Annotated in this window: 13 protein-coding genes; 10 read left to right on the forward strand and 3 right to left on the reverse strand. The window is 30.8% G+C overall.

Going from position 1 to position 13,408, the window contains the following annotated elements; genetic code table 11:
- The 3 genes from ACWZFG_RS04645 to ACWZFG_RS04655 all read left to right on the forward strand — a co-directional run.
- On the forward strand, positions 1-211 hold a 211-nt coding region (locus ACWZFG_RS04645; protein WP_455577189.1), incomplete at its 5' end, for a YwbE family protein.
- 28 nt (positions 212-239) lie between these two features.
- Complete coding sequence (locus tag ACWZFG_RS04650) at positions 240-581, forward strand: arsenate reductase family protein (RefSeq protein ID WP_147667559.1); 342 nt, start codon at positions 240-242, stop codon at positions 579-581.
- 526 nt (positions 582-1,107) lie between these two features.
- Positions 1,108-1,479, forward strand: a complete 372-nt coding sequence (locus ACWZFG_RS04655) for a nitroreductase family protein (protein WP_418626795.1) — start codon at positions 1,108-1,110, stop codon at positions 1,477-1,479.
- A gap of 247 nt (positions 1,480-1,726) precedes the next feature.
- On the opposite strand, the gene ACWZFG_RS04660 is transcribed toward ACWZFG_RS04655, so the two are convergent.
- The 3 genes from ACWZFG_RS04660 to ACWZFG_RS04670 all read right to left on the reverse strand — a co-directional run bounded on the left by ACWZFG_RS04660 (position 1,727) and on the right by ACWZFG_RS04670 (position 5,217).
- Positions 1,727-2,335 carry a TrkA C-terminal domain-containing protein gene (locus ACWZFG_RS04660; protein WP_455577190.1) on the reverse strand — a complete coding sequence of 203 codons (609 nt, stop codon included), beginning with the start codon at positions 2,333-2,335 and terminating at the stop codon, positions 1,727-1,729.
- A 181-nt stretch (positions 2,336-2,516) separates the two neighbouring features.
- Positions 2,517-4,088, reverse strand: a complete 1,572-nt coding sequence (locus tag ACWZFG_RS04665; protein ID WP_418626797.1) for an ABC transporter permease/substrate-binding protein — start codon at positions 4,086-4,088, stop codon at positions 2,517-2,519.
- Position 4,089: 1 nt separating this feature from the next.
- A complete protein-coding gene (locus ACWZFG_RS04670; protein ID WP_418626798.1) occupies positions 4,090-5,217 on the reverse strand; it encodes an ABC transporter ATP-binding protein in 1,128 nt (375 codons plus the stop codon).
- Positions 5,218-5,390: 173 nt separating this feature from the next.
- Between ACWZFG_RS04670 and ACWZFG_RS04675 the strand changes: the two genes are divergently transcribed.
- The 7 genes from ACWZFG_RS04675 to ACWZFG_RS04705 form a co-directional block, all read left to right on the forward strand.
- Positions 5,391-6,941 (forward strand): spore germination protein, encoded by a 1,551-nt coding sequence (locus ACWZFG_RS04675; protein WP_455577191.1) that lies wholly within the window; start codon positions 5,391-5,393, stop codon positions 6,939-6,941.
- Positions 6,919-8,064 carry a Ger(x)C family spore germination protein gene (locus tag ACWZFG_RS04680; protein ID WP_418626800.1) on the forward strand — a complete coding sequence of 382 codons (1,146 nt, stop codon included), beginning with the start codon at positions 6,919-6,921 and terminating at the stop codon, positions 8,062-8,064. Before ACWZFG_RS04675 ends, ACWZFG_RS04680 begins: the two co-directional genes overlap by 23 nt.
- A 42-nt stretch (positions 8,065-8,106) precedes the next feature.
- A complete protein-coding gene (locus ACWZFG_RS04685) occupies positions 8,107-9,201 on the forward strand; it encodes a GerAB/ArcD/ProY family transporter (RefSeq protein ID WP_418626801.1) in 1,095 nt (364 codons plus the stop codon).
- Positions 9,202-9,266: 65 nt separating this feature from the next.
- Positions 9,267-10,763 carry a spore germination protein gene (locus ACWZFG_RS04690; RefSeq protein WP_418626802.1) on the forward strand — a complete coding sequence of 499 codons (1,497 nt, stop codon included), beginning with the start codon at positions 9,267-9,269 and terminating at the stop codon, positions 10,761-10,763.
- Positions 10,750-11,892: a Ger(x)C family spore germination protein gene (locus ACWZFG_RS04695; protein WP_418626803.1), complete on the forward strand. Its 1,143-nt coding sequence runs from the start codon at positions 10,750-10,752 to the stop codon at positions 11,890-11,892. The genes ACWZFG_RS04690 and ACWZFG_RS04695 overlap by 14 nt, the downstream gene beginning before the upstream one ends.
- A 33-nt stretch (positions 11,893-11,925) precedes the next feature.
- Complete coding sequence (locus ACWZFG_RS04700) at positions 11,926-13,011, forward strand: GerAB/ArcD/ProY family transporter (RefSeq protein WP_455577192.1); 1,086 nt, start codon at positions 11,926-11,928, stop codon at positions 13,009-13,011.
- Positions 13,012-13,200: 189 nt separating this feature from the next.
- On the forward strand, positions 13,201-13,408 hold a 208-nt coding region (locus ACWZFG_RS04705; protein WP_455577193.1), incomplete at its 3' end, for an N-acetyltransferase family protein.

The raw sequence follows: 13,408 nt of genomic DNA on the forward strand, positions 1-13,408 counted from the left end.
ATATAGGAGAGTACATATTATGGATGGAACAATTCGCAGTAATATAAAAATAGGTGCAAGTGTTATGGTAGTACAGAAACAGGATCAGAGAACAGGAAAGCTTACTCAGGGAATCGTTCAAAGGATACTTACAAATTCACCAAACCATCATCGCGGGATTAAAGTAATGCTTGAAGGTGGTATTGTTGGTCGGGTAAAAAGTATTAATTGATATTGGCACAAAGGGGAAGTAATTGTATATGAATGTTCAAATATTTGGAACAGCAAAATGTTTTGATACAAAAAAGGCGCAGCGTTACTTTAAGGAACGGAATATTAAATTTCAGTTCATCAACTTAAAGGAAAAAGCTATGAGTAAGGGGGAATTTAATAGTGTAAAGCAGGCAGTCGGTGGGCTGGATTCTATGATTAATGGGGAGTGTAAAGATCAAGATACGGTAGCATTGATCAAATATATTACCGAAGAAGCAAAAGAAGCAAAAGTATTGGAAAATCAGCAGGTATTAAGGACTCCGATTGTTAGGAATGGCAGAATAGCGACCGTTGGCTATAGACCAGAAGTATGGAAAGAGTGGAAATAAAAATCCTGTCTAAACTTGGTGTGTTAAATTAATATTTCTGATTTTATATTTTTCGGAATATATGCTTCGTCTCCACCGGTAATAAAGCAATTTGGGGAGTTTACTTTAGAGATAAGATAAGGCGTTAAGAGTTTTTTGCTATTAACGCCTTTTTGTGTGGTTAAAAAGGAGATGTTTTGCTAAGATGAAGGATTATTTTGTATAAATACAGGAGGGTAACTATAATTTAAATAATTAGATATTAGACAAAAAGAACTGTCCCCTTATCTATATAAAAACGTAGAAATATTAGACTGTATTTTGTCTATAAAATCGAAATATAGAAGTGAAGGGTAGATGAAAACATTATTTGACAAGAACAGTATCGGAAAACTTAAAGAACAGGTTAATCCGGCCGACGACGAGCAGAATTTTGGACAAGGAAGGGAATATGTCTGTAAAACTATTTAAAGTCTATGATGATTTGGAACAATTCCACTGGTTTGTCCTATGTTGTTGAAGTAGAGAAACCTTTATCTTCACAACCATGGAAGATGAATTATTAGTGATTGTCATTACGATTGGGAATGTAGCAAAAGAGACACTAAAAGAAAAACTTGTGCATAAAGTTGCTACACGGAAGACAAAGACACTCAACGAATTTTATACAACTGATCTGCCTGTACCAAAATGGTTTATTAATGGACTTGAAGCTGTGCAAAAAGCCCCATCAGCTCAAAATAGGCAACCAGTAAAATTCGAATACAAAGAGGGGGAGATCCAAGCCTTTGTAGAAGATTCCTATAAGTTTGATTTAATAGATTTAGGAATAGCTAAAGCCCATTTTTCAATTGCAACCGGGGGACGTTTTGAACTAGGTAATTGCGGAAAATTTATAGCAGCAAACTCCCAAATGTAATATTTTCATTTGATATATCGTTCTTTATTAACTATGGTATCAAATTTTGCGTAGTGGTTGTTCCAAAGAAAAATGGGAATCTCCCGTTTGGTCGTTGTTGCCGCTTCATCAGGCAATAGAATAATATAGTTGAATTTGCGGGATTTTAAAAAATAGATAATAAATAAAACAACACTCTATAATCTTATAGAGTGTTGTTTTATTTATTATCTATTTTTAGTATCGAAGATATACGGGTGATATATTTTTAGCTATAAATGAAATCATTTACTGCTTGTAAAGATTCTTGTGATCCTACGATAACAAGTCTATCACCAGTTTTTAGAAGTTCATTAGGATCAGGGGCAATATACACTTCCTTTTCTCTTCTTATTGCAATGATTAATGATCCTGTATTTTGCCTAAAGTTAATACTCTTCAAAGATTTACCGACAATTGAACAATTGGATGTTAATTGAATTTCAAAAGGATTATAAGGATTAATGTTTTTTAGACGATCTGAATAATTAATTATATCATTGGTAACTTTACGAAATCGAAGGTCAATTTTTTCTTTTTCTTTTAATAGCATTTCTAATTCTTGTTTTAATGAATAAGTTAACTCCACTTCTTTTTGATTCGTGAGAAATAAAAATGCTTGTTTTTGCGAAATTACTTCTACTTCTTTTCCTTGTGATACTGATAAAACATTTACTTCTTTTAAAATTGCTATCGCTTTGCGTATAGTTTCAGAAGATACTCCATAATGTGCTGATAATAAGGTTCTGCCAGAAATTTTGTCACCAATAGAAAATTCTTTATTTACAATCCGTCTTGCAATATCTATTGCAATAGACTGATATATAGGTAAACTCATTCAAATGCCTCCAGATAGAATAAATAAAAACATTCTAATTATACCTTATTAAAAATTTTATACAATAGTTTTTATATGATTCAGCTATAACTTTGCCTAAAGAAATAATAGAAATAATTAAATAACTTTTTGTTAGATAAAATAAAAGCAATACCTTAAATAAGGCATTGCATAAATATATTTAAATTAAATTATTTTCTTTTAAAAATTCTTTAGATACGACAGATGGATCTATTTGAAGCTCATCAACTTTATAGTTTAATTCAATCATAACCTTATTATTTAAAACTGCTCCTAGCTTTTCAATTAATGGCGTAATTTCGGGATATTTTTCTAATGTATCGTTATTTATAATCGGTACTGCATAATAGGGAGGAAAGAAATTTTTATTATCTTCTAAAATAACTAGGTCGAATTTTTTTATTAAACCATCAGTAGAAAAAGCATCTATGATATCAACCTCATTATTATTTAAAGCAATATATCGTGATGCCCCATCAAGTCCAATTGTTCCAGCAAAATTGAATCCATAAGTTCCCGTTACTCCAAGTAAGCCATCTTTTCGATTTAGGAATTCTAATGTTGCCCCTGCTTTTAAAGAGGACGCTATATTTGATAAATCACTTATAGTTTTTAGATGATATTTTTGTGCTGTATCTTGGCGAACAGCCATCGTGTAAGTGTTATTGAATCCCAAGTGATTTAACATCGTCATATTGTATTTTTGAAATAAATCTTGTTTAGCAGTCGAATAAACTTTTTTTATATTATTTGTAGGTGTATAGCCTAAAATTTCACCGTATATTGTTCCAGTATAGTCAACGTACATATCTATATTTTTAGATTGTAATGCACCAAAGCAAACTTGTGTACCACCTAAATTAATTTCTCTGGTTACTTTTATGTCAGTATTGGCTTCAATTATATCTGCAAGCATGTTTGCAATGATGTGTTGTTCAGTAAAATCCTTACTCCCAATAGAGAGTGTTTTCTGATGGGGATTATTTGCACTATCTGACGATAAAAAAAATATCCCTACTAAAAAAATGGAGGTAAAGATTAAAATCATCTTACGATACAATCTTTTTTCTTTTAAATTTTTCATTGACTTACTTGGTTGATTCTGTAAATTTATTGGAGTTACGAGTTTTTCTACAATATTGGCAATATAATCAACCGCAAGTGCCAAAAGACAGGCAGGAATTGCTCCAGCTAGAATTTGCAAAGTATTTACGGTACGAATTCCTGAAAAAACAAAATAACCAAGCCCTCCTGCGCCAATAAAAGCTGCAATAGTCATTAACCCTACGGCTGTTACGGATGAAATTCTTACACCAGACATAATTACAGGAAGGGCTAATGGAATTTGAATTTTATATAGTACTTGAAATCTAGTAAGGCCGATACCCTTGGCGGACTCTAATACTTGTGGGTTAATATTGATAATACCAGTGTAAGTACTTTTTATAATTGGTAGGAGTGAATATAAAGTAACTGTAATAACAGCAGGAATTGTACCAATACCAAAGAGTGGTATCGCAAATCCTAATAATGCCATAGAAGGAATTGCTTGAATTATATTTGCTGCGCCTAGGATAGGTTTATCTAATTTTTTTATATAGCAAATTAGAATTCCTGTAGGAATTCCAATGAGCGTAGCTAACATAACTGAAATAAATGTCAACTGTATATGTTCCATTAATAAATTAAATATCTGCGATTGATGATTTATAAAGTATTGGATTAATTCCATATTATATCACCTTCGCTTCTATATATTGCTGACTAAATGTTGTGACCAAACTACTATTAGTAATTATACCAAGTAAAACTTTTTTTTCATTTAGAACAGGAACTGTCTTTAACTGATACTTGTTTACTAATTCCAAGATGTCGACAATTGTATCATGAGGAGATGCATAAACTATATTAGTTTCCATAAATGCACTTGCGGGTTGACTTTTATCTTCTACGGATCTTATACTATTAGCCTTTAAAATGCCAATCAATTTTCTGCAACTATGCTCAACAATCATCAGGCTGTCAACATGTGATGAACGCATTCTTTCCATACATTTAAATAGAGAATTTTCTGGTGTACTAGTAATAGGGTGCTCCAGCATAATATCGGAGGCCTTTATATATTCAGGAGAATTCCAGATTCTATTTTTGCCTACAAATGAAGATACAAAAGAATTTATTGGACTTTTTAAAATATTTTCAGGTGTATCATATTGAATGATGCTTCCTTTTTCTAAAATGCATATTTTATCAGCAATTTTTATTGCTTCGTCCATATCATGAGTAACAAAAACAATAGTTTTCTTAAACTTTGCTTGCAATATCAACAACTCATCTTGCAAACTATTTCTTGTAATAGGATCTAATGCAGAAAATGGTTCATCCATTAATACTATTTCTGGATCATTTGCAAATGCGCGAGCTATCCCGATTCGTTGTTGTTGACCTCCACTTAGTTCATTTGGATACCGATCAAGATAACAGATCGGATCTAATGCAATCATTTCCATTAAATTTGCTGTTTTATTTATAATTTGCTGTTTTTCTTTCTTCTCTATGTGTGGAATTAACTCAATGTTTTCTCGAATTGTCATGTGTGGAAATAATCCGCCTTGTTGAATGACATATCCTATATTACGACGTAATGTTATTACATCTAGTGTAGAAATATCTTCATTATTAATAAATATTTTTCCATGGGTTGGCTTTATAAGACGATTAATCATTTTTAGTGTAGTAGTTTTTCCACAGCCACTACCGCCGATAATCGCGATTAAATTTCCTTTTTGAATGTTAAATGAAAGATTGGATAATACAACAGAGTCTTTAAAAGATTTATTAACATTTTCAAATTTTATCAAATGGTTACCCCCTTAAAATTAATCAACTAACAATCTTATTATAACATAAAGTTGTTAGTTGATCAATGTAAGCTATTATTAAACAAAGTGATATGTCTTTTGATTAGGAATAATTATTTTTAAATGATTCAATAATATATAGAGTTATGAATTTCCATTATGGGGGGATTTTTATGCTAAAAAAATTTTTAAAAGGTAATAAAAAAGAAAAGTATAGCAATGAAGATTCTGTTGCAATAAATATAAAACAACCTCTTTCTACTTCTTTGGAAAAGAATATTGAAATTTTCAAATCAATTTTTATTGATGATGAGACGATAAACTTTCGTTGGGTTACAAACTCTCATAATCAAATTCTTAAATATTGTCTAGTTCAAAATGATGGACTCGTTAGTTCTGCTATTATAAATGAAAATATTATCAAGCCTTTAATGGTATCGGATGTATTACTTACCAAAGGAAAACAAATAGACACTTTGATTCAACAAGTTCTTTTAGTTAATCAGATAAAAAAAACAAAAGATTGGCAAGAAATTATAGAAGCTGTTACTTATGGGGATACAATTTTATTTATGGAAGGCGAGAAAGAAGCACTTCTGTTAAATAGCAAAGGTTTTAGTATGCGTTCTATTGATGAGCCTTCTGGTGAAAAAATTATCAGTGGTCCTCGCGAAGGATTTTGTGAATCTTTAATGACTAATCTTTCATTAGTTAAGCGTAGATTAAGAACTAATGAATTAAAAATAAAGTTTCAGAGTCTAGGTGTAAGAACTCATACACAAATCTGCATTTGCTATATTGATAGTATTGTAAATAAAAAAATACTTGATGAACTTGAAAAACGGATTGAGAAGATTAAAATTGATGGGGTGCTAGATAGCAATTATATTACGGAGTATATAAATGATTCTAGATGGTCTCCTTTTAGGACTACGGGATATACGGAACGACCAGATATTGTGGTTGCAAATCTTTTGGAGGGCCGAATTGCTTTATTTGTTGATGGATCGCCGGTTGTATTAACAATTCCTTATTTCTTTATTGAGAACTTTCAAAGTAATGAAGATTATTATATGAGCTTTTATTATACTTCCTTTGAAAGAATATTAAGAATTGCTGCCTTTATTTTGACTATAACAATTCCATCTTTTTATATTTTACTTGCTGCATATAATCACGAAATATTGCCGACGGTACTATTAACTAATATTGCTAGAGATAGTTTAGATGTCCCTTTACCTGCAGGACTAGAAGCTATTTTGATGCTAATCGTATTTGAAATTTTAAAGGAGGCTGGCATACGAATCCCTTCTAGTATTGGACAAACACTGAGTATTGTTGGTGCCCTTGTTATTGGGCAGGCAGCTGTAGAAGCTAGATTAGTATCTGCCCCTATGGTTGTGGTAATCGCAACTACAGCAATTACTGGCCTATTAGCTCCAAGATTAAATGCGCCTATTGCATATGTTCGATTGATATTACTTGTTCTGTCATCAACGTTAGGTTTAATAGGTTTTATCTTGGGACTTTCTGGATTATTAATTCATTTGCTAAATTTGCATTCATTTGGCATCCCTCAAATGCATGCAATAGATAAACTCAATTATCAAGAATTAAAAGATATTTTTATAAGGGGACCTTGGTGGAAAATGATCAATCGTCCATTAAACTTAACAAAGAATAAAACGCGGTTGAAAAATAGTGATAGAGGTGAGTTCGATTAAAAGGTTATTTAGTATTCTACTTATCGTTATTTTTTGTTTCTTGCTTAGTGGTTGCTGGAACTATCATGGATTAAATGAGATTTCTATTGTTGCAGGAGTTGCGATTGATAGAAATATAGAAAATGATAATTATCTGCTAACTATAGAAATCTTTGATTTATCAGGGAAAGACGGGGTAAGTAAAGCTAAAATTATTGAAACGGAAGGTCAGACGATTTATGAAGCGATTAGAAATGCGAAAAAAAGTTTAACTAAAAAACTATACTTTTCTGATATGCAGCTTCTTGTGATTAGTAATCAGATTGCTAGTGAAGAAGGGATACAATATCTTTTAGACTGGTTTATAAGAAATGAAAAACCGCGGGAGACTTTTTCTATAATTATTTCGCAAGAAAAGACTGCAAAAGAAATTCTTACGGCAAGTGCAGTTGATCATAAAGTTATTTCTGAAGAAGTAGAGAGAATTCTTGATTTGGATAATAAAGTGACAGCTTCGACAAAAAATATTGATATGTATAAAATTGTAAATGAATTTAAAAAAGAAAACTCTGTTTTCGTTTTGCCTGCTATTCACTGCGTGACGAATCAAGATAAAAAAATTGTTGAGGTTAATGGGGTGGCAATTTTTAAATCAGATCGGTTGCAAGGATATCTATCGCCAGAAGAAACACGTTATTATCTTTTTGCTGTTGACGAAATTAAGGGAGGCATTTTAACGTTTCCGTTAAATGAAAAAAAGCAAGATACTATTTCTTTTGAAATATTTAAAAATAAGACGAAAAAATCATATGCTTACGATGACAACCGACTTAAAGTGTACTTAGATATTAAGACAACAGTAGCAATTGGTGAAAATGGTAACGATATAGATCTATCTAAAAAAGAAAATATAGATAAGATAAAAACTGTCGCTACAATGGTATTTTCAGATAAATTAAAAGCATTAATCGAAAAAGTAGATAAAGATTTTGCTTGTGATGCATTTGAATTTGGGAAAATGGTTAAAAGAAAGAGTTTAGTATCATGGTCACAATTAAATGAAGATTGGAATGAATATCCGAAAAATATAGAGGTTGAAATAAGACCAGAATTTGAAATCATAAATACAGGATTAATTAAATAATGAAATATTGATAAAGTAATAGCAAATGAAAGAGGTATTTTTATGCAAAATGATAGAATTTCAATGCATCAAGTGATTTGTATGATTATATTATTTTTATTTGGAAGTAGTGTTTTATTAGGAATGGGAATCGGCGCAGGCGGGAATACTTGGATTGCAGTAATGGCAGCTGCTATTTTAGGGAGTATTCTCTCGCTTGTTTATGCTAGGTTGATTAGATTATTTCCTGAACAGAATTTTTATGATATTGCGCAATTAGTATTCGGAAAAGTAATTGGCAAGATTATAACTGTATTGATGATGTGGTATGCAATTCATCTAGCGGCATTAGTGTTAAGAAATTTTTCGGAATTTATCAATATTGTGACTCTGGAAGAAACGCCACAGATTGTAGTAATGATAGCAATCCTTAGTGTCACTGGATATATGGTTGTTAGTGGAATAGAGACCTTTGCAAAATGGGTGATGTTTGCAATAATTTTTGTAATCATGGTTTTTTTATTTACTATAGCTTTATCTATTAAGGATATAGAAATATCGCATATTTTGCCTATGCTAACATATGATTTCAGCACTATAGGTTCAACAACGTTAAAACTTTTTATATTCCCTTTTGCAGAAACGGTACTTTTTCTAACATTAGCAGATTCTATTAAAAAAAAGGATAATCCATATAAAATTTATTTATATGGGATTTTTTTAGGAACTTTGCTTTTAGCGGGTACATTTTTACGTAATCTTATGATTCTGGGGCATCCCATGTTAGAAAGATCATATTTTCCTTCTTATATGGCAACGAGAATTCTTAATATAGCTGAAATTTTTTCACGAATCGAAGTAACGATATTTTATAATTTTTTATTAGCTGGTATAACCAAAATATCAATTTGTTTATTTGCTTCGATAAAAGGAGCTGAAAAGCTATTTAATACATCTAAAAATTGGAAAATGATGTGTTTTATTTCTTTAATCGTTTTATTATTGAGCAGATTTCAGTTTAAAAATTTATTTGAGATGTTGAGTTTTATTGATATTTACCAGTACTATGCAGTTTTTTTTCAAATTATTATTCCTTTGTTTGTTTGGATTGGTGCTGAGATAAAGATCTATAAAAATAATAAAGCAAGTATTCAATAAAATAGGATTTTCATAAATTTCAGAAAAGACCAGATGAATAAAGTTTCGTCATGGAGGAAAATTTTATGTTAAGAAAAAGCTTAAATGCAGATGTGATATTTACATCATTGGAACGAAATATTGCTCAACTAAAAAGTATATTTGCTGATGATGCTACAATCGGAATAAGGTGGATAGCGAATTGCAATGATACTACATTGAAGTATTGTATTATACAAAATGACGGTCTTGTGGATTCTAAAATAATTAATAATAATATCATAAAACCGCTGATATCATCTAAAGTTTCTCTAAAAAGAGGAGAGCAAATAGATGTATTGATGCATCAGGTTATTTCAATCAATCAGATAAAGAAAACAACGCAATGGAAAGAAATTATTGAGTCGGTTACTTATGGAGATTCCATATTATTTATCGATGGTGAAGCAGGAGCTCTTATCTTAAATAGTAAGAGTTTTAGTACGAGGGGAATTACTGAACCTTCCAATGAAAAGGTTTTACTAGGTCCGAGAGAGGGATTTTGTGAAGCGCTGATGACTAATCTTTCAATGGTTAAGAGAAAAATACGAAATAATGATTTAAAAATGAAATTTCAAAGCTTTGGTGTGCGGACACATACGCAGATTTGTATTTGTTATCTTGATAATATCGTTAACAAAAAAGTACTTGAAGAGCTTTATCGTAGACTTGAAACAATAAATATTGATGGTGTATTAGATAGTCATTATATAACAGAATTTATCCAAGATTCAAAACTATCACCGTTTAATACGATTGGATATACAGAAAGACCGGACGTTGTTGTGGGAAAGCTATTAGAAGGAAGAATTGCTTTATTTGTTGATGGATCGCCAGTTGTATTGACATTACCCTATTTATTTATTGAAAATTTTCAAAGTAATGAAGATTATTATTTAAACTATTATTATGCATCATTGAGTAGAATTTTGAGAATATTTGGATTTGTTTTGAGTGTCACTCTTCCTGCATTTTATTTGGTAACCGTTGCATTTAATCAGGAAGTATATCCAACGACTCTTTTAATTAATATGGTTAGGGAACGTACTGGAGCACCTTTGCCAGCGGTGCTAGAACTTATTGCTATGCTCATCTTATTCGAAATTTTAAAGGAAACTGGAATACGAATTCCTACCGGAATTGGACAAGCATTGAGTATTGTTGGAGCAATTGTTGTCGGGCAAGCGGCAGTAGCTGCAAAACTTGTAGCTGCTCCAATGCTTATTGTTGTTGCTCTTACAGCAATTTCTGGTTTTTTAGTACCTAAAATGAATGCTTCTATTATTTATGGAAGAACATTGCTGATTTTATTGTCATCTACATTTGGATTATTGGGTTTTTTCATCGGTAGTTCAATGATATTAACGCATCTTTTAAATTTACATTCCTTTGGAATACCTCAAATAATATCTATGGATAATATGAAGTATCAGGAAGTTAAAGATACTTTTATTAGAGGTCCTTGGTGGAAAATGATTAAGCGTCCTTCAAGTTTAACTGAAAATAAAAAAAGACTGAATGGTGATAAAGGTGAATGTAATTAAAAAATTAATTAGCATTATGTTAATCATTGGGATATGCATTCCTCTCAGTGGCTGTTGGAATTATCGGGGATTGAATACACTATCAGTTTTCACAGGGATAGCTATTGATAGAAATGAGGAAAATAACAATTATCAACTAACGATAGAATTTATAGATTTTTCAGAAACGAGCAAGAAAGAACCCAGTAAATCTCAGCTAATTGAGGTAGAAGGAAAAACGATATTTGAAGCAATTCGAAATGCAAAAAGAAAATTAGCAAAAAAATTATATATGGGTGATCTAAAGGTTGTTATTATTAGCAACCAAATTGCAAGAGAAGAGGGAATAAATTCTATTTTAGATTTCTTTACCAGAGATGCGGAAATGCGGGAAACAGTGATACCAGTTCTTTCGCAGGAAAAGACTGCGAAAGAAGTTTTAATGGCAAACGGTGTTGATAATAAAATAGTTTCCGAAGATCTTGAAAGAATTATAAAGAGTGGTTGGAAAACAACAGCCTCAAGTAAAAATGTTAATATTTGCAAAATTTTTAATGTTTTACATGGTAAAGACGAAATCTCGTTAGTTTTACCTGCAGTCCACTGTAAAAACAATAAAGAAAAAAAGATCGTAGAATTAAATGGAACTGCTATTTTTAAAGGAGATAAGCTGAAAGGATACTTATCTCCAGAAGAAACATATACTTATCTTTTGGCTACAAATGAGATAAATAGAGGTATAATCACAGTCCCTTTAAACGATAGTCAAGATAAAATTGTCCTTGAATTAGAGAAAAATAAGACGAAAATGTCATATTCTTACAATGAAAACCGTTTAAAGATTTTTTTGGATATGAGTAGTGTAGTAAAAGTGAGTGAAGTAAATTTTGATATTGACCTTTCAAAGAGAGAGACTATTGAAGAATTTAGATCCGCGGCTAAATTACAGTCTTTGCAAAGGTTAGAGTCACTAATAAACAAAGGAAAAAAGGAATTAAATTGTGACATTTTAGGAGTTGGAACAATGATTCACAAAAATGATCCAGAACTATGGTACAAGCTAAGAGAAGATTGGGATTACTATATTCAAACCATGGAAGTCGAAATAAGACATGATTTTGTCATAACAAATACAGGGCTAACGAAATAAATAGGGATCAGAAGTGATGAAAGAGGTATTGTTATGCAGAGTAAAATAACATCAATGAAAACAGAAATTTATATGCTTGTATTGTTTTTGCTTGGGAGTAATTCTGCTATAGGGATTAGTTGGGGAGTAGGGCAAGACAATTGGATCTCGATAATACTTGCATTAGGATTTGGAAGTATTTTTATTCTTATGTATGCTAGAATTAATAGTTTATTCCCAGAAAAAAATTTATATGATATTACGGAATCGATATTTGGAAAAATAATTGGGAAAATAATTACTGTTTTAATAATAGTGTATGCGATTTATCTTAGCACTATTGTTATTAAACTTATTTCAGAATTTATTAAGATAGTGAACTTAGTAGAAACGCCTGTGATTCCTATTATGATTTTACTTGTTATCGCTGCCGCTTATTTAACCTTTAGTGGAATAAACACTTTAAAAAAGTGGAGTACATTTGTTTTTCCAATATATTTTCTTATATTGATGTATATACTAATCGCGTCTATGTCAGAAATGAAATGTACCAATCTTTTACCAATTTTTGAACATAGCATAATGGACATTGTAAAGGCAAGTTTAAAAATTCTTTCGACTACTTTTGCCGGAACAATTTTATTTTTAACATTTGAAGATTTTATTAGAAGTCGTAAAAATCCTTATATGATTTATTTTTTGGGGGTTTTTATTGCCATGGTAATCTTAATCTCTATATTTTTAATTAGTGCTATGGTTTTAGGTATTCCTATGCTGGAAAGTTCTTATTTCCCAATCTATACTGTAGCGAGATTGATTAGTATTGGCGATTTTCTTTCAAGAATTGAAATGATTATTTTTTTCAATTTTCTATTAGCATGTATCGCTAAAATATCAATTTGTCTATCGGCAGCAGTAAAAGGAGTGAAATGTTTATTTGATAATAGAAATGAGGGATTAATCTTATTCATCCTGAGTATAAGTGTTTTAGTAATAAGTATTTTAGGGTTTAATAGTATAATGGATTTATTAAATTTTTTGGACTCCTATCAAATTTATATTTTGTTCTTTCAGATTCTTATTCCAGCTATGATATGGGTCGGTGCTGAGCTAAAAGTAAGCAAAATAAAAAGAGGATAAATAAGCATATAACGGGTTGGAGGAGTTTGCTTTTTATATTACAAATTAATTGCATCGGACTCAGTGACACTCCTAGTATTTTTAAGAACTTCAGATATTTGAAGTTCTTTTTTATTTTGTAAATATAGCTTTTATTATAAAATACTTCTAGTATCATAGGTTTAATATATTCAGCAGATAAAATTAGCGATGAAAAGGAATTGCTGCATTTCTATTGAATTATTTAGTGTTAGACTCGGAAGAAGACGGTTTTCGGCACTATATTCTGCAATTATAAAAGAAAATGAAGCAAGTATTCAACTGCATAAAAAGTGTGGATTTAGAAAAATTGGAATACGTGAAAAGCTTGCTAAAATGAAAAGTACAGGAAAATGGCATGATGTCGTTCTTATGGAGC

Source organism: Anaerosinus sp. (genome assembly GCF_965318445.1).